The organism is Bacillus pretiosus, from assembly GCF_051294775.1.
In the GTDB taxonomy this organism is placed as follows: domain Bacteria; phylum Bacillota; class Bacilli; order Bacillales; family Bacillaceae_G; genus Bacillus_A; species Bacillus_A wiedmannii.
In genome coordinates, this window is the sequence record NZ_JBPPHF010000002.1 from 607,854 (window position 1) to 626,645 (window position 18,792).

Sequence of the window (18,792 nt, forward strand, 5' to 3'; positions counted from 1 at the left end):
GCTCCTTCTAAAACAGAAGGGGCTTTTTAAGAAAGAAAATGATTCGCGGTAACATAAAAGAGTCCGCCGTTAATAATTTGTACTGTAATGCGTGGTTCATATTGCTCTTGCAAGGCTTGTTTTTCAATTTCATAGCTTTCGGGGAGTTCATCACTTTCTTCATAAAAACGATTTAAAAGATCTAAATCGTGATTCCAGCGCACTCTTGCTTCTTTCGCCCACGTATGGTCATCTTCTGCAATAATATTTTTTAAAGCATCCTCTATACGTTGTAAACCGCTTTGCGGTTTAATGATAGGCGAGAGCGTAAAGCAAAAGTCAGGTATTTTCGGTGTAAGTTTAATTTTAGCTAATGTTTCATGAAAGTTTGCAATCATTGTGCCAGAAATGAGATGAATCCCAATGGAGTGAAGGATGTCTTTTTTTCGATCACATTGATAGGAAACTTTAATATTTACACCGAGCCAAGGATGGAGTGGTGTATGTGTCGCTCCGCTATGCCGTACTTCCTCATATAAACGTATGTAAGAGCCTAATTCTTTTGTCGTTTGGAAAATTTGATGAAGACGTGGTGAACCGTAGTGAATAAGCTCACCATCGCTTTCTTCACTTTCTGGATTTGTAAGAAGAGTAAGGCGCATCGGATTCGGTACGCCTCCTGTTTTCTCAAGATAGTGCCAATAAAAAGGACGGTTCATTAATAATTTATCCATCTCAATTGTTAACTGCACATCTAATAGATGAGGGGAGCGCTTTAAAATTTCGCAGTTATTCGCCTCAAAAAAATTGTATAAGTAATTATGAATTTCATGTTGCTGCATAGCCTTGCACCTCAGCTTCATTTCGTTTCGCGAAGTCGATAATAGATGTTAAGTTTTCCATCTTAATTCGGATTTCTCCTTCGCTTTTTGATTGCGCAAATATTTCTTGAATATGTGCGTCGATGTTTTTCATATTAATTCTCGTTAAAATTTCATCAAGTTCACCGATAACACGCTCAAATAAATTGATTTTTTCATATAACAGTTTCAAAATATGTTCTTCAACAGTATGTTTTGTAGCTAAGTTATAAATATGAACATCATTCTTTTGACCAAGACGGTGAATACGTCCGATTCTTTGTTCAAGACGCATTGGATTCCACGGTAAGTCATAATTAATCATATGGCTACAAAACTGTAAGTTAATCCCTTCACCACCAGCTTCGGTTGCAATTAATACTTGTGCGTGGTTTTGGAAAAGCTCCTTCATCCAATCTTTCTTCCCACGTTTAAACCCGCCGCGGAATGGAACGGAAGAAATACCGTGTTGTTGTAAAAACCATTGTAAATACATTTGTGAAGCTCTATATTCAGTGAAAATAATGACTTTATCGTCAATTTCTTTTATAAGTTCTAGTGCTTTATTCGCTTTTGAGTTGAAAGGAATATGATTAATTTTGTCCATTAGCACATCAATATGCGGGTCTTTTATGTAATGCTCATTTTCTTTCTGCCTTTTTTCCACATGTTTTTTTAATGAATAGTAAACAGCTTCACGACTACTACACGCTTCCCGTTTTAAAGTTAACGATGAGAAAGCAGATGTGAAGGCATCTTGTCCTCGCCAATTTTCAATACCATTATACAAAGCTTGCTCTTCTTCATTAAACTCAACAAAAATTGTACGTACATGTCTCTTTGGCCAATCAATTCCGGTATTATGACGTCGATTTCGGACCATCACTTTGTTAATAAGAGATTTTAAATCTTCATCAGATTCGGCGGAACGATTTTTTGAAGCATAATATTCTTCAAAGTTGGATTGATTGCCTAAATGTCCTGGCTTTAATAAAGAAACGAGGTTGAAAATTTCATCAATCTTATTTTGAACAGGCGTAGCGGTTAATAATAAGCAAAATTTCTTTTTTAATCGTTGTGCAAATTCATAGTTTTTTGTTTTATTATTTTTAAGTTTATGTGCTTCATCGATAATAATAAGGTCATATTCTAAATTCAAAACGATATCGCGATGCGGTGAACGTTTTGCAGTATCAATTGATGATACAATCACATCGGCTTGTTCCCACGAGTAGCTTTTCTTTTGGGCTACAGCTGGAATAAAAAACTTTGTATTTAATTCGTATGCCCATTGTGATACGAGAGAGGCAGGGACGAGTATAAGTACTTTTTTCACAAGGCCGCGGACCATATATTCTTTTAAAATCAGCCCAGCTTCAATCGTTTTCCCAAGTCCCACTTCATCTGCTAGTATCGCTTTACCATTCATTTGTTCAATGACATTTTGAGCGACTTCTAATTGATGAGGAAGTGGTGTGAAATGAGATAAATGCTTCGGTGCTTGTAATCCATCGAAAGTAGGAACAAGTAACGATTTTTCTGTTTTATAAGCTAAATGATATAAATCCCAATTTGTCCAAGGACCATCTTCGTTAATTCTATTTAAAAAATTGTTTTGCCACGTTCGATCTACGGAAATATCGACATTCATTACGACTCTCCCACCTTTTATAAACTAAAGTAATTATTAAAAAAATCTTTATTATATAAGCCTTGTAATAAGGCTCTATTACACTTGCTGAAAATTAAAGAATAGGAAAAGATAAAGGGCTAAATTTTGAAAATTGTATTTAATAAGATTAAGAATGAAAAATTCTAAATTATTTTTTATGCTAGAATATTGATGAAATATAGCGAATAATGTTAGGATAATGGTGTGAAATGTGTGGAATCTTTCGTATTTTATCCAAGAAAGTGATTTTTTATTTACGCTTTCATAAAAAAATATAATGAGATTCCGTATATCCTATCTTTTCAGAGTGAAAATGTTTAGATATGGCGAGCAACTTTTATTGATTTGTCAAAGCATAAGGGGGAGAGAGCATGATTACATTACAACGTACACCGTTATTTGATGTATACGCGAAGTATGGTGGAAAAACAATCGACTTCGGTGGTTGGGAATTACCAGTTCAATTTTCAAGCATTAAAGAAGAACATGAAGCTGTACGTACGGCTGCAGGTTTGTTCGATGTGTCTCATATGGGAGAAGTTGAGGTAAAAGGTGTAGATAGTTTAGCATTTTTACAACGTGTTGTTACAAATGACGTTTCTACCTTAAAGGTAGGAGGCGCACAATATACAGCTATGTGCTACGAAAATGGTGGTACAGTAGATGATTTATTAATCTACAAACGTGGTGAAGAAGACTATTTATTAGTAATCAATGCATCAAATATCGAGAAAGATTACGAATGGTTAGCTAGCCATGTAATTGGCGATGCGACAGTAGTCAATGTTTCTAGTGAAGTTGCACAGCTTGCAATTCAAGGTCCAAAAGCAGAAGGCATTTTACAAAAAGTTGTGTCAGAAGATTTGAAAGAAATTAAGTTCTTTAAATTTAAAAACGATATTCTTGTAGATGGAATTCCAGCACTTGTATCTCGTACAGGTTACACAGGTGAAGATGGATTTGAAATTTACTGTAAGAGTGAAGAGGCTGCAAAACTTTGGGAAAAACTTCTTGAAGTTGGAGCAGAAGAAGGCTTAAAAGCATGTGGTTTAGGTGCTCGCGATACACTTCGCTTCGAAGCAACATTACCACTTTATGGTCAAGAATTATCAAAAGATATTACACCGATTGAAGCTGGCATCGGCTTTGCGGTAAAACCAAATAAAGAAGCAGACTTCTTTGGAAAAGAAACGTTAAAAGAGCAAAAAGAAAACGGTGCGCCTCGTAAATTAGTCGGCATCGAAGTAATCGAACGTGGAATTCCTCGTACACATTACCCTGTATTTATTGGAGAAGAAAAAATCGGGGAAGTAACGAGTGGTACACAATCTCCAACGTTAAAGAAAAGCATTGGTTTAGCACTAATTGATGTAAAATACGCAGCAGTTGATACAGAAGTAGAAATTGAAATTCGTAATAAACGCGTCAAAGCAGTAGTTGTTCCAACACCATTTTATAAACGTTCAAAGTAACGGGGAGAGGGGTAGATTTCATGTTGCATCGTTATCTTCCAATGACAGAAGAAGACAAAAAAGAAATGTTACAAACGATCGGCGTTCAAACGATCGATGAGTTATTCTCTGATATTCCAGAGAGTGTTCGTTTTAAAGGGGATTTAAAAATTAAAGAAGCAAAATCAGAGCCAGAGCTTTTAAAAGAGTTAACTCAAATGGCTAGTAAAAATGCTAACTTAAAAGAATACGCTTCTTTCTTAGGAGCAGGTGTATACGATCATTACGCTCCAGTAATTGTAGATCACGTTATCTCTCGCTCGGAATTTTATACAGCTTACACGCCATACCAACCAGAAATTTCACAAGGGGAATTACAAGCGATCTTTGAATTCCAAACAATGATTTGTGAATTAACAGGAATGGATGTAGCAAACTCTTCTATGTACGACGGAGGTACAGCTTTAGCTGAAGCGGCAATGCTAGCAGCTGGCCATACTCGCAAAAAGAAAATTCTTGTATCTAGTGCAGTTCATCCAGAATCAAGAGCAGTACTTGAAACGTATGCAAAAGGTCAACATCTTGAAGTTGTTGAAATTAATCATAAAGATGGTGTAACAGATTTAGACGTATTACAAAGTGAAGTAGATGATACAGTTGCTTGTGTAATCGTTCAATATCCAAACTTCTTCGGACAAGTTGAAAAATTAGCTGATATTGAAAAAATCGTTCATCAACAAAAATCATTATTTATCGTTTCTTCAAACCCATTATCATTAGGCGCATTAACACCACCAGGAAAATTTGGTGCTGATGTTGTAATCGGTGATGCACAACCATTTGGTATTCCAACGCAGTTTGGTGGACCACACTGTGGTTACTTTGCAACAACGAAAGCATTTATGCGTAAAATTCCAGGACGTCTTGTTGGACAAACTGTAGATTCAGATGGTAAACGTGGATTTGTATTAACGTTACAAGCACGTGAACAGCATATTCGCCGTGATAAAGCGACGTCTAACATTTGTTCAAACCAAGCGTTAAATGCATTAGCAGCATCAGTTGCAATGACGGCACTTGGTAAACAAGGTGTGAAAGAAATGGCACGTCAAAACATTTCTAAAGCACAATATGCAAAACGTCAATTTGAAGCGAAAGGCTTCACTGTAACATTTGCTGGACCATTCTTCAATGAGTTTGTTGTAGATTGCAAGCGTCCAGTGAAGGAAGTAAACGATGCATTATTACAAAAGAATATTATCGGCGGTTACGACCTAGGCCGTGATTATAAAGAGCATGAGAACCATATGCTTGTAGCAGTAACTGAGCTTCGTACAAAAGAGGAAATTGACACACTTGTAAACGAAATGGGGGCTATCCAATGAAGAATCAAGACCAAGCACTTATCTTTGAAGTGAGTAAAGAAGGACGCATAGGATATAGCCTACCAAAATTAGATGTAGAAGAAGTGAAACTAGAAGATGTGTTTGAGAGCGATTATATTCGAGTAGAAGATGCAGAGCTACCAGAAGTATCTGAACTTGACATTATGCGCCACTATACAGCACTTTCAAACCGTAACCACGGTGTAGATTCTGGATTCTATCCACTTGGATCTTGTACGATGAAATATAATCCGAAAATTAATGAGAATGTAGCTCGTTTCGCAGGATTTGCAAATATTCATCCATTACAAGATGAAAAGACAGTACAAGGTGCAATGGAATTAATGTACGACTTACAAGAGCACTTAATTGAGATTACAGGTATGGATACTGTTACATTGCAACCAGCAGCTGGTGCACACGGAGAATGGACAGGCTTAATGTTAATTCGTGCATACCATGAAGCAAATGGTGACTTTAACCGTACGAAAGTAATTGTTCCTGACTCTGCTCACGGAACGAATCCAGCATCTGCAACTGTAGCTGGCTTTGAAACAATTACAGTAAAATCAAATGAACATGGTCTTGTTGACTTAGAAGATTTAAAACGTGTTGTAAACGAAGAAACAGCAGCACTTATGTTAACAAATCCTAATACATTAGGTCTATTCGAAGAAAATATTTTAGAAATGGCAGAAATCGTCCATAACGCAGGCGGTAAATTATACTATGATGGTGCAAACTTAAATGCGGTATTAAGCCAAGCGCGCCCAGGAGATATGGGATTTGACGTTGTGCATTTAAACCTTCATAAAACATTTACAGGTCCTCACGGCGGCGGTGGCCCAGGTTCGGGTCCAGTAGGTGTGAAAGCTGATTTAATTCCGTACTTACCAAAACCAATTTTAGAGAAAACGGAAAATGGCTATCACTTTAACTATGATCGTCCAGAAGCAATTGGACGCGTAAAACCATTCTATGGTAACTTCGGAATTAACGTTCGTGCATACACATACATTCGTTCTATGGGTCCAGATGGACTACGTGCAGTAACGGAGTATGCGGTATTAAATGCGAACTATATGATGAGAAGATTAGCACCATTCTATGATCTTCCGTTCGATAGACATTGTAAGCATGAGTTTGTATTATCAGGTCGTCGCCAAAAGAAACTTGGCGTACGTACATTAGATATCGCAAAACGCCTGCTTGATTTCGGTTACCATCCACCGACAATTTACTTCCCATTAAATGTGGAAGAATGTATTATGATTGAACCGACAGAAACAGAATCAAAAGAAACATTAGATGGTTTCATTGATAAGATGATTCAAATTGCTAAAGAAGTAGAAGAAAATCCAGAAGTTGTACAAGAAGCGCCACATACAACGGTAATTAAACGTTTGGATGAAACATTGGCCGCTCGTAAACCAGTTTTACGTTATGAAAAGCTAGCTCCTGTACAAGTTTAATTAGAATAACAAAGGAAGAACTCGCTATATGCGGGTTCTTTTTTGTATGGAGAATTTGTCCCGCGATTTGTAGGCTGATAATCAATGGGGATGAACAAAAATCCCCCGCTGATTAAAGTTTCACTTTATGCAGAACTAGTGAAGAAAATGTTAAAATTTTATATTTTTTGTTTCATAATGGTGTAAAGAAGTAGTTTCATAGGTGATTTTGTTGAAAAAGTCAGTTTGATAAAAGTATTTATTTTTGTTAGAATTTTATTGAAATTAAGAAGATGCAATGAGATAGGAATGACTCATTTTTATGTATATGTGAAAAAACGAGCAAGTTGGGGGTGAAAATGTGGGATATCGGTGTTATAGAATGATATACCATTTAGAAAACGGAAAAACGATTAAAGATGTAAAAGAATTTTGTTATCGAGATCAAGGAAAAGTATTAGAAAGAGTAGCACATCGTGTAATGGATAATAGAGAAGTGACGGCAATTGATAAGAAAGGAACAATCATTTCAATAGCATGTGAGGACATTGTAAAGGTGGAACTTGATTACATAACAGAAAGTTAACCTTGAGTCATATCGAATTATTCGATACAATATACTGTTGAATGGTGATGAGAGAAGAGAGGAGTTTATTATGGGTAGTACAAGACACTTTTATATGTTTATCTTAGCGTTTGTTCTTGTTGTAGCATTAACGATTTATTTAATTGTTGATAGCACTTGGTACAACACAGTTCATCCGGCGTTCCTTCTGTTTATGTATGTAGGAATTGCGGTAGTGAGTTTCGGAATGAGAGATGAGATGTTAGATCGCTTTGAAAAGTGATACATATACGAAAGACCAACAGGAAAATGTTGGTCTTTTTTTCTTGCCAAAAATAGGATGGTGTGTATATACTGTGTATATAAGGTATATACAGTATATACACACTGGAGGAAAACATGAATATTATTATTTCGAATTCTTCCCAAGACCCTATTTATGTACAAATAAGAAAACAATTAAGCCAGCTTATTTTAAATGGTGGTTTAAAGGGTGGAGACCAATTACCGTCTATTCGTAGCTTAGCGAAGGAATTACAAATTAGTGTAATTACAACGAAGCGTGCGTACGAGGAGCTTGAAAAAGAAGGATATATAGAAACTGTTGCTGGGAAGGGGACTTATGTTTCACGTAAAAATAATGAACTACTAAAAGAACAAAGGCTTCGTCTATTGGAAAGTAAAGCGGAAGAGATTGTAAATGAAAGTAAAGCGTTGCAGCTTTCACTTGAAGATTTACAGCAGATGATTGCGTGTTTATATGAGGGGGAATAAGAGATGTTAGAGCTAAAAAATGTTTGTAAAAGTTATCAAGATTTTGCAGTGAAAAATATAAGTTTTACGTTACCACGCGGATATATTATGGGATTTGTCGGACCGAATGGCGCAGGGAAAAGTACGACAATCAAAATGATTATGAATTTAATTCGAAAAGATAGCGGCGATATAAAAATTTTTGGCAAAGACAATAAGAAAGCTGAAAAGGAAATAAAACAAAATATTGGTTTTGTATATGATGAAAATCATTACTACGAAGATTTAACGTGTGAACAAATGAAACGTATTATTGCACCATTATATAAAAAGTGGGACGAAGAGCAGTATCAATCGTATATGTACAGATTACAAGTTCCGAAGTATAAAAAAATTAAAGAACTATCAAAAGGGATGAAAATGAAATTTGCGATTGCTATCGCACTTTCACATCACGCAGAGTTTATCATTATGGATGAACCGACAGCAGGATTAGATCCAGTTGTTCGAAGTGAATTACTTGATATTTTGCAAGAAATTGTAATGGAGGATGAAGTATCTGTATTATTCTCAACGCACATTACAACAGATTTAGAGCGCATCGCAGATTATATTACGTTCATCAATGATGGAGAAATTATATTTACTGGTGAGAAAGATGAACTAATGGAGAACTACGTAATCGTAAAAGGAAGTAATGATTTATTAGACCGAGAAGGAAAAGAATTATTTGTTGGATTACGAAAAAATAAATTTGGTTTCGAAGGTTTAGCGAAGGATAAACAAGCAATTATCGATTGGTTTGGAAATGAGGTTGTACTAGAAAAGCCTACATTAGATGATATTATCGTTTACACTGCGAAAGGGAGAAGTGTTTATGCGTCAGCTCGTATATAAAGATTTGTTCTTTTTTCGAGGGATATGGCCAGTGTTTCTTATTATACCCTTTATATTCTTTTTATTTGAAAACGGTGATGGAATGCTGTTTCCTATGAGTTGTTTATTTATAACTCTTTCCGCAGTTATGGTATTAGTCGCAATAGATGAACGAAATACAAGTGACATTATTATGAATAGTTTACCGTTAAGCAGAAAGGATATCATAATTGCTAGATATATTTCCTGTGCAATATTCATTGTAGGGGGCATGGTTTCTACTATGCTAGTTGTTTTTCTTATAAGGTGTATCGCTGTTATTGGTGCATACCAACCTAAACTTTATATTGGGATTTCATGGTATGAAGTAATAAATGGAATTGTTTACGCCGTATTTTGGATGGCCACCTTTTTCCCTATTTATTATGTTGCAAAATCAAAGGCGGTAATAAGTATAATAGCAGCAGCTTCAATACTAGTCGGGGGGATACTTTGGATATTTATTAGTGATGGGCTGAATGAAACAACACCTTCATTCCTTGAGTGGATTATGAATCCTATGCATATTGGTATATTTATAGTTGGATTCATTATATTAGTCAGTATGTATATCGCTTCTATGTTTCTTACAATTAAAATTTATGAAGCACGTGATTTGTAGGGGGATGAATTGTATGCAACAGTTAATTTTGAAAGAGTTTTTCTTACAAAGAAAAATGTTTCTTATCTATTTAATCTTACCAATATACGGAGCATTCCAAAACACTATAAAACCATTTCAATTAGCATATGTTTGTTTTGCTATATGTCTTTTGATGATTTCAATCTCTTTATCAAATGAGGAGAAAAATAGTACGGAAAAAGTGTTAGTAAGTCTACCTTTTACTAGGAAAGATCTTGTCATTGCGAAATACATATCGACACTATTATTTATGGCATTCAGCTTAATCATTACATTTGTTTTCTTTGTACTACCTGTATTTGTATTAAAAGAAAATATAAATATACCTTGGTATGCAGCATTTATAGCTATTTTCTTTTCTATTCTGTATGCTGTTATGATCCTTCCCATAAAATATAGTGAGGATAAGCGAATGGTTACTATGTTTGGATTAGTTATGCTTTTTCCTATAATAGGCTTACTAGGATTTATGTGCAATATATTTATGGATGAAAGGCTTATGCTAATAATTTTTCGAACTTCCGATGTGCTAGTAGTCATAAGTATTTTAAGTATAGGCGCGTGTGTAAGTTATTTAGCTTCAATGTTTATAGCTATTGTGAGTTTTAAAAAGAGAGAGCTTTAATACGTATGGCTTGTCTTATATAAAAACGAATAATTGATGTTAAGGAATGAGTTTAGTGAGGTGTGATATATGATCAAGCAATTAGTTTTAAAAGATATGATGATGCAAAGAAAGGTAGGGTTGTTGGTTTTATATGCTTGCTTTTCCTAGCAATTGTTGATTTTGGTAGCGACACTTTTCTGTTGAAGCTTAGTATAATTATACCTATCCTTGGAACGATATGTTCGACGAGTTATGAGGCTAGAAATAAGAGTGAAAAGATATTAAATAGTTTACCACTTCAGCGTAAGGAAATTGTCATAGCAAAATACATATTTGTAAGTATTTTAGTTGCTTTAGGTGGAGGTTTCTCGCTAGTGATTGGTTTAATTCAGTTACAAAATGAATATATAACTGGACTTATGCTGTGGGGAGCTGTTCTTGGCGGAATAACGGGAGGATTGGTTTGTAGCATAATCGTACTCCCAATTGAATTTTTAGTAGGATATAGCAGTGCAAAACAAATTGCTCCGTTCGCCGGACTTGCGTTGGGGTATTTAAGTGGACTGATTGTAAGTAACGTCTGGTTAGATGTAGAAAATGCTTGGAACACGAGTTTAGTCGTAAATATTTGTTTTATAGCAGGGCTGCTTCTTTTATATGTTATGTCCATGTTTTTCTCAATTCATTTTTATAATGAGCGTGATCTGTGAGGGGGGAATAGCATTGAAACAACTAATTTTAAAAGATTTCATCATTCAATGGAAATTTTTAATTTGGTACATACTGTATCCTGTTTTCTTTTATATGGCCTTAACAGATACGAAAAATCTGTTCATAATTATGTCAGTAATTTTTACAATTGGGGCAACAGTAAAAACATTTGAAGCAGATAGTAAAAATGAGAGTGAAGTTATAGTAAATAGCTTACCAATATGGAGAAAACAAATTGTGTATGCGAAATATATAGTAGCAATTATTATTCTTTTTATAAGCGTAACGGTCGGTTGTTTCACGATGGGAATGAAGAATGGGGTTAACCTATTTGAATTTATTGAAACGACAATGATTGCTAGTATTAGCTTTATTTTAATGTATTTAAGCTTTGTTTTACCAATATCATTTTGGTTAGCATATAAAAAAACTGTTTTTATTGCGATTTTTATACTAATAGCACCTATGGCTGTTTCTTCTATTTTCTTTGGAATCAACTTAGAACAAATTCAACTATATAACAGCGTGTTATTCATTGGTGCAATTTGCATGTTCATAGTATCTATCTTCATTTCAGTGAAATTGTATGAGAAGAGAGAATTTTAAAAGGTGCCTTATATAAGGCACCTTCTTCAATAACGACAATATGAAAGTAAAAGTTTATAAACAGAGAGGCTGTTTGGTACAACATCTTTTGGAGTATGTAATATAAAGCTGAAAACGATAACGAGAATGAGAAAGAGGAAAAATAAAAATAGGATCTGCTTATGTATAGAATTTTGCATATTATCCACTCCTTTTTTAGGTAGTATGTCCAAAAGAAAGGAGTGTATGAAAAATGTTAGGGGGAGAATGATGAACAAAAGAAAATGGTTATATAGAATAGGGATATTTTTATTTTCAATCGGTCTCATTTTAGCAAATTTTTACTCGGATATCCCATCACCATTTCCTAACTTGCATAAAGGGATTGGTATAAGTATTGTCATAGTTGGTCTTCTTTGTCTTATCACATCAAACTTCTACAGAAAGTCTGAATGAATATAAAAAAGGACAGTTACTCTTTTTCAGAAGTACTGTCCTTTTTAAATAATTTATTCCATAGTTTGGCGATACTCCATATAATGACGATTGCAATGGAGGCAATAACTGACCAAGCAATAGATGCAATTTCAAGTGCCATGCTAGGAAGGAAGGTAAGAATGGATACTATTTTATGAAACAACCATTCTATTATATGAAAACTGATTTGCAATAGAATGACACTCCCGAGTGTAATCCATGCTAACATTTGTTTTCCTTTTTCTTTCCACATGACATTCACCTCACGTTAGCTTAATAGTTTTAAGCCAACAGCGCCGCATAGAATGCAACTTAAGAAGGCAAGACGACGCCAATCCGCTGATTCGCGGAAAATAAGAATACCTAGAAGTGCACTTCCCGCAGTTCCGATTCCAGTCCAAATCGCGTAAGCAGTTCCCATCGGTAACGTGTTCATCGCAAGGGATAAGAAGAAGAAACTTACGCCGAAGTTAGCGATTAAAATAACTTTTGGTGCCCAGCCTTTCTTTTCAGTGGCTACTTTCATAAAGAGTACACCAATAATTTCACAAATACCAGCTAGAATTAAAAATACCCAAGCCATTTTATGCGGCCTCCTTCGCTTCTTTTTCTTCTGTTACTCGTTTTAGCCCAATTACTCCGAAGAAGATTAAACCGATTAATAAAACTTTTACAATAGAGAAAGGTTCTCCGAAGACGAAAATCTCTGTAAGAACGATCCCACCAGCTCCAATTCCTGTAAAGACTGCGTATACAGTGCCGACAGGTAAATCTTTATAAGCTCTAAATAATAAGACGAAACTAATTGTAATTAATAACGCAACACCAGCCCATTCAAGTGGTGCCTCCGCTTTTTTAAGTCCAATAACCCAAAAGATTTCAATAATACCAGCTATGATTACATAAATCCATGCCATATGTCATTTCTCCTTCCTACCAGTCGTTAGGTAAAGGGCTTAAAAACGACGCATTGCAAAGGAGCAATCCGTCAGTTTGAAAGACCTCGCCAAAATACTTGCCAAGAGGCGTTTAAACGAGTCTCAAAGCGATTTAAACCTGCGAATAGTAGTTCCACCATAAGTCCGTCCAGTAAGCATAGAAAAGCTTCTAGAGCGTCTTTTACTTCAATGTTATGCAGTTCACTTTGCTCGTTTGCCTGTTTAAATATAGGGAATAAAAGTTTTCCGACGTTTTCAATGTGTGCATTCGCTTTTTCGATAATTTGTACGCGGAATGCATCAGGCGGAAAATAAGAAGTTCGTAACCAAAACATTGATTCTTCACTTTCACCAAATCGTTTTGCGTAGCCCTTTAGTAACTGTAAGAGCAATTCTTCAGTAGACGAATTTGAAAATTTTTCGATATCGTCTGTGAAGCTCTGTAAATCTTTTTGAAGAGCAGATTCTAAACATATAAAATATAGCTCTTCTTTTCCTTTAAAGTGTGCGTAAATCGATGGTTTTTTAATCCCAACTTCTTGAGCAATATTTGCCAATGAAGTTCCTTCGTAGCCGTAGCGTGCGAAATGAGAAAGTGCTACAGCTTTAATGCGGTTTGCTGTCATTTTCATCCCCTACCTACCGTTCGTTAGGTTCATTATATGAGATGGAAAATATAAAGTCAATAGGTGAAGAGCTGAAAAAGAGCGCTACAGGTAACGCTCTTTTTTTAGACAGTATCTCGCTCAATTAAATGGAATGAAAGCTCTTCTGCCTTCCCGGCAATTTGCTCGCTTTGGATTTGTTTATGGAATAAAGAAAAAGCATGTGAGCCCATTGCGAGACCGGGGTGTTCAATTGTGGAAATTTCTAACGCCTTTGAAATTTCATGATTATCAAATCCAAGGATAGCAAGTTCTTCAGGGACTCGAATGCCATGTTTTCGCGCCTCTGTTAATAAACCAGCTGCAACTTGATCGTTCGCTGTAAAAATAGCGGTTGGGCGATTTTTCATGTTTAAAATGCGATGAAGTATTTTTGCACCATCCTGCATCGTATAGCATTGATGAAAAATCCAATCTGGATGTACCGTTTTACCTTCGTTATGCAGCGTATCAGCAAATGCTTTTTCGCGCTCCATAGAATTTGCACTCGTTTTTCTTGCTAAACAGATTCCGATTTTTTCATGGCCTTTACTGAGTAAATAGGCAGTGCCGAGACGGAAGCCATCATAGTGATCTACGTAGACGGATGAAATGAGGGGATGCTTTATCTTTTCACATGAAATAATAGGGGCAAATTTTGCGAAAGGTTCAATTTGTTCCCAAGAACTCGTTCGAGAGCAAATAATCATTCCGTCGAATTGTTTCATTTTCATCATTTCAAGAACACGAATCTCTTCGAGGCTATCGTAATTTGTTTGACATAAATTAATGTGATATCCAGCTGTTAACGCTTCGTTTCCGATTCCTTCAATAATTGTACTGAAGTATGGAAGATTAATGAAAGGGAGCATAACCCCGATTGTATATGTTTTTCCCTTTATTAAATGAATAGCATTTATATTTTTTGCATAGTTCAATTCTTCAACAGCATCTAGAACACGCTTACGTTTTTCTTCTTTTACGTAAGGGTGATTATTAAGGACGCGGGAAACAGTTGATATGGATACACCAGCAGTTTTTGCAATTTGTTTTATATTGGCCATATGTATCACCTCTTTCCCTTATTATAAAGGGAAAATAACAAGAATGAAAAAATCTTGACCTGAAAAGCTTTTCACAAACTATGTTATAAATAAGGCTTCTTTTTATTCGCGTAACCTTTTTATTTGGGCGTAAGAATGATAGGGGGCTTTTTTGCGTCTATAAAAGAAGTTTTGTCAAAATGTGTGAGAATAACGTGGAAAGTTTTCAAAGGGGGAGTTTGTTAATGAAGCGAATATGAATAGCATACAAAGTGAAACTTTAATCAGTCGGGCATCTCCCGCGGGTTATTAGCCCCACCAATCGGGCATTAACGCTTTATTCATAAAGAGAGCGGTATGAAGAAAGGGCGGAAACAAATTGAAAAAAAGAATCATTTGTTTCGTGTTTTCTAGTCTAGTGCTAAGTTCATGTTCGTTTCAGCAAACGATGCAAGAAGAAAAAAACTTTGTGGGAACAACAGGGGGAGTGATGGATCGTGTTACGGATCCTATTCCGCTAAAGGAGCTTCCGAAATATTTTCCGGTGAAATTTAAAGTTCCGGAGTTTTTACCGTATGACATTACGAGTGATGTGAAGGGGGAAGTCAGAACGATTGGGAAAAAGAACACTGTTTTAATGATTAAATATAAACAGCGGGAGCCAGGTAGAAATGAGTATATTGAGTTAAATGTTGCGAACTTTCCTTATAGTTTTCCGGATCTCGTGGAAGAGAAGCGATTTCAAGAACAAATGAAATTGAATAGTGGAGCATTCGCTTATTTTAAAAATAAAGATGACTCTGGGCGAGGAGATGAATTCGCTACGCTTATTTGGAAAGAGAAAGGACTTGAATATCAGCTGCTGTATCGTAATGCACAAGAGAATGATAAAGATGTGATTAAGCAAAATTTATTATACATTGCAAATAATATGGAATGAAAAAACTAGCTGAATGATTCAGCTAGTTTTTGTATGTTATTATTTCTTTTTAATTTTTCCAGTCCACGTTTTGAATCCACCTTGTAATTGGTAGAAATCTTTGTAGCCTTGTTTTTTTAAGTATTGAGCTGCACGACCAGTACGGAATCCGCTTTGGCAGTATAAGTAAACTGGTTGATCTTTGCGAAGTTCTTTATGACGAAGGCGAATTTGTGATAACGGAATGTTACGTGCGCCTAAAATATGTCCTGCAGTATATTCGTCTGCTTCGCGAATATCGATAAGCTGTGCTTTACGGTAGCCAGCGCGAAACTCTTCTTCTGAAAGTGTTTTAATTAATTTTCTCTGATAGAAATACATCCATACAGTGTAGCCGATGAACGCTACGATTACGGCTAATAAAATAATCCAAGTTGTTGACACGGTTCTATCGCTCCCTTTTTTCTTATCCTACTTTCAATATTATAATGCCCGTATGTATTTATGCAACAGATTCATTTGCATATAAGAAGAAATTTCGTATTCTTTCACAAATTTTGTCGAATTTGGTAGACTAGAGAATGTGAAAAATAATTGGTTATATGAGGTGTAGGATGGGAAAAGAAAAATGGTGTTATATTAACTCTGGTCAATGTTCACCGGCATTTAATATGGCGTTAGATGAATGTTTATTAAATTGGCAAAGTGAAAAGAAAATGCCACCAACCATTCGTTTTTATGAATGGGAAGTACCAACATTAACAGTTGGGTATTTCCAGCGTGTTGAAAAAGATATTAATATGGATGTAGTTAACGAAAAGAAATATGGATTCGTTCGTCGTCAAACAGGCGGCAGGGGTGTACTACATGATAAAGAATTAACGTACAGTGTTATTGTGTCTGAAGATCATCCAAATATGCCAAAAACAGTTACAGAAGCGTATCGTATTATTTCGCAAGGTTTATTAGACGGTTTTAAGGCATTAGGATTAGAAGCATATTATGCAGTTCCAAAAACAGAAGCAGACCGTGAAAATTTAAAAAATCCACGTTCAGGAGTATGCTTTGATGCACCATCTTGGTATGAAATTGTAGTAGAAGGAAGAAAAATCGCAGGTAGTGCTCAAACACGTCAAAAAGGTGTGATTTTACAGCACGGATCGATTCCGTTAGAAATAGATTTAGATGAATTATACGATCTGTTTTTATTTCCGAATGAACGTGTAAAAGAGCGTATGAAGAGTATGTTCTCTTCTAAAGCGGTAGCAATTAATGAATTAACAGACCGTACGTTTACAATTGAACAGCTAATTAAAGCGTTTGAGGTTGGGTTTGAAAAAGGATTAGATGTAGAGCTTGTTCCGTATGAATTAACAGAAGAACAGTTACATGAAGTGCAAACATTAGCAAAAGAGAAGTATGAGAGTAAGGAATGGAATTATAAAAAATAAGAGGTGGCAATTGCCACCTCTTATTATTTTATAGTAAATTAAGTACTTTTTCTACTTTGATTCCTTTATCTTGTAAAGAACGAAGGCGATTTACAACGTCCATAATTTCTTTGTCAAATGTAACGCTAATACCTTGGCTTTGTAGTTCTTTTTTTAAGCTTTCAATAGAATCATCTATGTCGATGCCAAGCTCGTAATCTTGACAAACTTCAATTGTCTTTTTCACAAGTTTCACATAATTTTCTTGTAGTTTTGTATTTGTTTCAGTCAAAGCAGGTTGCTTCGGTTTTGCAGGAGCGACCGGTGCTGTCTCTTGCTTTGTAACTGGAGTTGGTGCTGCTTTTTTCACAGGTGCTGGAGTAGATAATTCCACAGCTGCTTCTACACTTACTGGCTTCGGTGTCGGTACCGGAGTAGGTTTAGATGCTGCAGGTGTTTCTACTCGCGTAACAGGTTTTGGAGCAGGTGTAACTGCTTTTGGAGCTTCTACAACTACTTCTTTTTTCGGAGTAGCTTCTACAACAGTTTCTTCTTGCTCAGCAGCTTCTTTATTTTCTTTGCTCCACATAACGCGTTCAACTTCTAGAGAAACATTATTTTTGTTCATCGCTGTTAATGTAACTTTACCAACTTCAGCGTTCCCAGTGAAATCAACAATTTTATAAATAACACTCTTGTTCCAATCCACGTTTCCGCTCAAAAATAATTCTTCGTTACATTTCGGCGTTAAGCCCTCGATTTTAATTTCTGCGTTTACACCGTTTTCACTATATACCATAATTAGCGAAGCATTTACATCTTCGTCTGCTAACATTAGTTCACGTACCATTTTGCCGGTGCGTACTTGCGTTTTCTTCTTAACTGACATTTAATTTCTCCTCTCAAAAATTCAGTAATAATAAAAAAATCGTATAACGAAAAATAATTGCTCACGAAGATTTATGATACCGATAATAAAAGCATCACGTCAACAATTAACTTTAATTATTTTGCATTTTTCTTATTTTCTTTATGAAATTTTTCAATTTGTAAAATTAGACAGAAGAAAAACAGCCTTTTGAAAGGCTGTTAAAAATTTGATTTTTTATATAGTAATTTATATAAAACAAAAAATAAGATAGCGATTAAGGCGTTTTGCCAAAAGGTTAGATGATAAATGAGATAAGGTTGTTTTTTAAAATAAATATTTAAGAATATAGCGGAACAAAATGGGATAGCAAATGCGAATCCAAATAGAATTCTTCTTTTCCAATTCATTTTCTGATCAAAGGAGTACCGCTTTAATAAATATAAAATGAATAGTATACCTAGTATAATTATTGAAACCGACAAAGTAGTTCCAAGGATACTAAAAGATGGACTTATTATTTCGGTGTTCTTTTCAAAAAAGAAAATGAAAAGAGAAGCAATGGTGTCCATTCCAAACTGTATAGCGAGAAGTAAGCTAATAACAAAGCCGATTAAAGAAGTTTTTTCTAACATTGTTTGAACCGGCAAAGCCGATATGAGTTCATCACAATAAGATTGTAAGTCATCACCAAAAATGTCATAAGCATTTTTATTTTCTGTTTGTGCTTCGATGAGATGGTCTAATATTTCTAGTAATAGTTCTTCTACTTGTTGTTCTGGCACGTTAGATAAACGAAGATAAACTAACATATCGCTATAAACAACTTCATTTTCAGGTGTTAGAAGTTCGCGTTTTTTGTTGTTCAATTTAATCATGTCTTGCGCATTCATCCT

At 35.3% G+C, this 18,792-nt stretch carries 23 protein-coding genes and 1 pseudogene; 14 read left to right on the forward strand and 10 right to left on the reverse strand.

What is annotated here, in order from left to right; all coding sequences use genetic code 11:
- Window positions 1-26: 26 nt before the first annotated feature.
- On the reverse strand, window positions 27-821 hold the full coding sequence (locus ACSG5Z_RS11370) for a YqhG family protein (protein ID WP_001183978.1): 795 nt from the start codon (window positions 819-821) through the stop codon (window positions 27-29).
- Entirely contained in the window at window positions 808-2,490 is a 1,683-nt protein-coding gene (locus ACSG5Z_RS11375) for a DEAD/DEAH box helicase (RefSeq protein WP_046956347.1), read from the reverse strand. The genes ACSG5Z_RS11370 and ACSG5Z_RS11375 overlap by 14 nt, the downstream gene beginning before the upstream one ends.
- 392 nt (window positions 2,491-2,882) lie before the next feature.
- On the opposite strand from ACSG5Z_RS11375, the gene gcvT reads away from it, so the two are divergent.
- From gcvT to ACSG5Z_RS11435, 12 genes and pseudogenes are all read left to right on the forward strand, one after another.
- On the forward strand, window positions 2,883-3,983 hold the full coding sequence (gcvT, locus tag ACSG5Z_RS11380; RefSeq protein WP_137010970.1) for a glycine cleavage system aminomethyltransferase GcvT: 1,101 nt from the start codon (window positions 2,883-2,885) through the stop codon (window positions 3,981-3,983).
- A 20-nt stretch (window positions 3,984-4,003) separates the two neighbouring features.
- Window positions 4,004-5,347 carry an aminomethyl-transferring glycine dehydrogenase subunit 1 gene (gene gcvPA, locus ACSG5Z_RS11385; protein ID WP_000903246.1) on the forward strand — a complete coding sequence of 448 codons (1,344 nt, stop codon included), beginning with the start codon at window positions 4,004-4,006 and terminating at the stop codon, window positions 5,345-5,347.
- The gene (gene gcvPB, locus ACSG5Z_RS11390; protein WP_000795689.1) at window positions 5,344-6,819 is read left to right on the forward strand and encodes an aminomethyl-transferring glycine dehydrogenase subunit 2; all 1,476 of its coding nucleotides are present in this window, start codon (window positions 5,344-5,346) and stop codon (window positions 6,817-6,819) included. Before gcvPA ends, gcvPB begins: the two co-directional genes overlap by 4 nt.
- A 361-nt stretch (window positions 6,820-7,180) precedes the next feature.
- Window positions 7,181-7,384 (forward strand): DUF3929 family protein, encoded by a 204-nt coding sequence (locus ACSG5Z_RS11395; protein WP_000639158.1) that lies wholly within the window; start codon window positions 7,181-7,183, stop codon window positions 7,382-7,384.
- A 70-nt stretch (window positions 7,385-7,454) separates the two neighbouring features.
- A complete protein-coding gene (locus ACSG5Z_RS11400; RefSeq protein ID WP_000535935.1) occupies window positions 7,455-7,646 on the forward strand; it encodes a hypothetical protein in 192 nt (63 codons plus the stop codon).
- 116 nt (window positions 7,647-7,762) lie between these two features.
- Window positions 7,763-8,137, forward strand: coding sequence for a GntR family transcriptional regulator (locus ACSG5Z_RS11405; protein WP_001021351.1), 375 nt, complete (start codon window positions 7,763-7,765; stop codon window positions 8,135-8,137).
- A 3-nt stretch (window positions 8,138-8,140) separates the two neighbouring features.
- Complete coding sequence (locus ACSG5Z_RS11410) at window positions 8,141-9,013, forward strand: ABC transporter ATP-binding protein (RefSeq protein ID WP_435711467.1); 873 nt, start codon at window positions 8,141-8,143, stop codon at window positions 9,011-9,013.
- Entirely contained in the window at window positions 8,994-9,653 is a 660-nt protein-coding gene (locus tag ACSG5Z_RS11415; RefSeq protein WP_435711468.1) for an ABC-2 transporter permease, read from the forward strand. Before ACSG5Z_RS11410 ends, ACSG5Z_RS11415 begins: the two co-directional genes overlap by 20 nt.
- Window positions 9,654-9,666: 13 nt before the next feature.
- Window positions 9,667-10,299 (forward strand): ABC-2 transporter permease, encoded by a 633-nt coding sequence (locus ACSG5Z_RS11420; RefSeq protein WP_435711469.1) that lies wholly within the window; start codon window positions 9,667-9,669, stop codon window positions 10,297-10,299.
- Window positions 10,300-10,368: 69 nt separating this feature from the next.
- Window positions 10,369-10,991 (forward strand): annotated as a pseudogene (locus ACSG5Z_RS11425) (ABC-2 transporter permease).
- The gene (locus tag ACSG5Z_RS11430) at window positions 10,975-11,598 is read left to right on the forward strand and encodes an ABC-2 transporter permease (protein ID WP_435711470.1); all 624 of its coding nucleotides are present in this window, start codon (window positions 10,975-10,977) and stop codon (window positions 11,596-11,598) included. The pseudogene ACSG5Z_RS11425 and the gene ACSG5Z_RS11430 overlap by 17 nt, the downstream one beginning before the upstream one ends.
- 249 nt (window positions 11,599-11,847) lie before the next feature.
- The gene (locus ACSG5Z_RS11435; RefSeq protein ID WP_048531110.1) at window positions 11,848-12,033 is read left to right on the forward strand and encodes a hypothetical protein; all 186 of its coding nucleotides are present in this window, start codon (window positions 11,848-11,850) and stop codon (window positions 12,031-12,033) included.
- A 16-nt stretch (window positions 12,034-12,049) separates the two neighbouring features.
- Here the strand turns inward: ACSG5Z_RS11435 and ACSG5Z_RS11440 are convergent, their stop codons facing one another.
- From ACSG5Z_RS11440 to ACSG5Z_RS11460, 5 genes are all read right to left on the reverse strand, one after another.
- A complete protein-coding gene (locus ACSG5Z_RS11440; protein WP_087985176.1) occupies window positions 12,050-12,307 on the reverse strand; it encodes a DUF3975 family protein in 258 nt (85 codons plus the stop codon).
- A gap of 15 nt (window positions 12,308-12,322) precedes the next feature.
- A complete protein-coding gene (locus tag ACSG5Z_RS11445; RefSeq protein WP_000312623.1) occupies window positions 12,323-12,637 on the reverse strand; it encodes a DMT family transporter in 315 nt (104 codons plus the stop codon).
- Window position 12,638: 1 nt separating this feature from the next.
- On the reverse strand, window positions 12,639-12,971 hold the full coding sequence (locus ACSG5Z_RS11450) for a DMT family transporter (protein WP_000312344.1): 333 nt from the start codon (window positions 12,969-12,971) through the stop codon (window positions 12,639-12,641).
- Between the two features lie 71 nt (window positions 12,972-13,042).
- On the reverse strand, window positions 13,043-13,624 hold the full coding sequence (locus ACSG5Z_RS11455) for a TetR/AcrR family transcriptional regulator (RefSeq protein WP_002107720.1): 582 nt from the start codon (window positions 13,622-13,624) through the stop codon (window positions 13,043-13,045).
- A gap of 98 nt (window positions 13,625-13,722) precedes the next feature.
- Window positions 13,723-14,700 (reverse strand): LacI family DNA-binding transcriptional regulator, encoded by a 978-nt coding sequence (locus ACSG5Z_RS11460; protein ID WP_435711471.1) that lies wholly within the window; start codon window positions 14,698-14,700, stop codon window positions 13,723-13,725.
- Window positions 14,701-15,082: 382 nt separating this feature from the next.
- On the opposite strand from ACSG5Z_RS11460, the gene ACSG5Z_RS11465 reads away from it, so the two are divergent.
- Entirely contained in the window at window positions 15,083-15,619 is a 537-nt protein-coding gene (locus ACSG5Z_RS11465) for a DNA polymerase III subunit delta (protein WP_147786733.1), read from the forward strand.
- Between the two features lie 39 nt (window positions 15,620-15,658).
- On the opposite strand, the gene ACSG5Z_RS11470 is transcribed toward ACSG5Z_RS11465, so the two are convergent.
- Window positions 15,659-16,042, reverse strand: a complete 384-nt coding sequence (locus ACSG5Z_RS11470; RefSeq protein ID WP_000108656.1) for a rhodanese-like domain-containing protein — start codon at window positions 16,040-16,042, stop codon at window positions 15,659-15,661.
- Window positions 16,043-16,212: 170 nt separating this feature from the next.
- Here ACSG5Z_RS11470 and lipM point away from each other — a divergent pair, with 170 nt between their 5' ends.
- Entirely contained in the window at window positions 16,213-17,049 is an 837-nt protein-coding gene (lipM, locus tag ACSG5Z_RS11475; RefSeq protein WP_000514071.1) for an octanoyltransferase LipM, read from the forward strand.
- 28 nt (window positions 17,050-17,077) lie between these two features.
- Here the strand turns inward: lipM and ACSG5Z_RS11480 are convergent, their stop codons facing one another.
- Both ACSG5Z_RS11480 and ACSG5Z_RS11485 read right to left on the reverse strand, forming a co-directional pair.
- Window positions 17,078-17,917 carry a hypothetical protein gene (locus ACSG5Z_RS11480; protein WP_000111931.1) on the reverse strand — a complete coding sequence of 280 codons (840 nt, stop codon included), beginning with the start codon at window positions 17,915-17,917 and terminating at the stop codon, window positions 17,078-17,080.
- A gap of 200 nt (window positions 17,918-18,117) precedes the next feature.
- Complete coding sequence (locus tag ACSG5Z_RS11485) at window positions 18,118-18,789, reverse strand: DUF1129 domain-containing protein (protein ID WP_435711472.1); 672 nt, start codon at window positions 18,787-18,789, stop codon at window positions 18,118-18,120.
- Between the last annotated feature and the right edge of the window lie 3 nt (window positions 18,790-18,792).

Bases quoted from the DNA above. Each gene is read 5' to 3' on its own strand.
- ACSG5Z_RS11370 (WP_001183978.1), bottom strand. From the start codon at position 821: ATGCAGCAACATGAAATTCATAATTACTTATACAATTTTTTTGAGGCG.
- ACSG5Z_RS11375 (WP_046956347.1), bottom strand. From the start codon at position 2,490: ATGAATGTCGATATTTCCGTAGATCGAACGTGGCAAAACAATTTTTTA.
- gcvT (WP_137010970.1), top strand. From the start codon at position 2,883: ATGATTACATTACAACGTACACCGTTATTTGATGTATACGCGAAGTAT.
- gcvPA (WP_000903246.1), top strand. From the start codon at position 4,004: ATGTTGCATCGTTATCTTCCAATGACAGAAGAAGACAAAAAAGAAATG.
- gcvPB (WP_000795689.1), top strand. From the start codon at position 5,344: ATGAAGAATCAAGACCAAGCACTTATCTTTGAAGTGAGTAAAGAAGGA.
- ACSG5Z_RS11395 (WP_000639158.1), top strand. From the start codon at position 7,181: ATGATATACCATTTAGAAAACGGAAAAACGATTAAAGATGTAAAAGAA.
- ACSG5Z_RS11400 (WP_000535935.1), top strand. From the start codon at position 7,455: ATGGGTAGTACAAGACACTTTTATATGTTTATCTTAGCGTTTGTTCTT.
- ACSG5Z_RS11405 (WP_001021351.1), top strand. From the start codon at position 7,763: ATGAATATTATTATTTCGAATTCTTCCCAAGACCCTATTTATGTACAA.
- ACSG5Z_RS11410 (WP_435711467.1), top strand. From the start codon at position 8,141: ATGTTAGAGCTAAAAAATGTTTGTAAAAGTTATCAAGATTTTGCAGTG.
- ACSG5Z_RS11415 (WP_435711468.1), top strand. From the start codon at position 8,994: ATGCGTCAGCTCGTATATAAAGATTTGTTCTTTTTTCGAGGGATATGG.
- ACSG5Z_RS11420 (WP_435711469.1), top strand. From the start codon at position 9,667: ATGCAACAGTTAATTTTGAAAGAGTTTTTCTTACAAAGAAAAATGTTT.
- ACSG5Z_RS11430 (WP_435711470.1), top strand. From the start codon at position 10,975: ATGAGCGTGATCTGTGAGGGGGGAATAGCATTGAAACAACTAATTTTA.
- ACSG5Z_RS11435 (WP_048531110.1), top strand. From the start codon at position 11,848: ATGAACAAAAGAAAATGGTTATATAGAATAGGGATATTTTTATTTTCA.
- ACSG5Z_RS11440 (WP_087985176.1), bottom strand. From the start codon at position 12,307: ATGTGGAAAGAAAAAGGAAAACAAATGTTAGCATGGATTACACTCGGG.
- ACSG5Z_RS11445 (WP_000312623.1), bottom strand. From the start codon at position 12,637: ATGGCTTGGGTATTTTTAATTCTAGCTGGTATTTGTGAAATTATTGGT.
- ACSG5Z_RS11450 (WP_000312344.1), bottom strand. From the start codon at position 12,971: ATGGCATGGATTTATGTAATCATAGCTGGTATTATTGAAATCTTTTGG.
- ACSG5Z_RS11455 (WP_002107720.1), bottom strand. From the start codon at position 13,624: ATGAAAATGACAGCAAACCGCATTAAAGCTGTAGCACTTTCTCATTTC.
- ACSG5Z_RS11460 (WP_435711471.1), bottom strand. From the start codon at position 14,700: ATGGCCAATATAAAACAAATTGCAAAAACTGCTGGTGTATCCATATCA.
- lipM (WP_000514071.1), top strand. From the start codon at position 16,213: ATGGGAAAAGAAAAATGGTGTTATATTAACTCTGGTCAATGTTCACCG.
- ACSG5Z_RS11480 (WP_000111931.1), bottom strand. From the start codon at position 17,917: ATGTCAGTTAAGAAGAAAACGCAAGTACGCACCGGCAAAATGGTACGT.
- ACSG5Z_RS11485 (WP_435711472.1), bottom strand. From the start codon at position 18,789: ATGAATGCGCAAGACATGATTAAATTGAACAACAAAAAACGCGAACTT.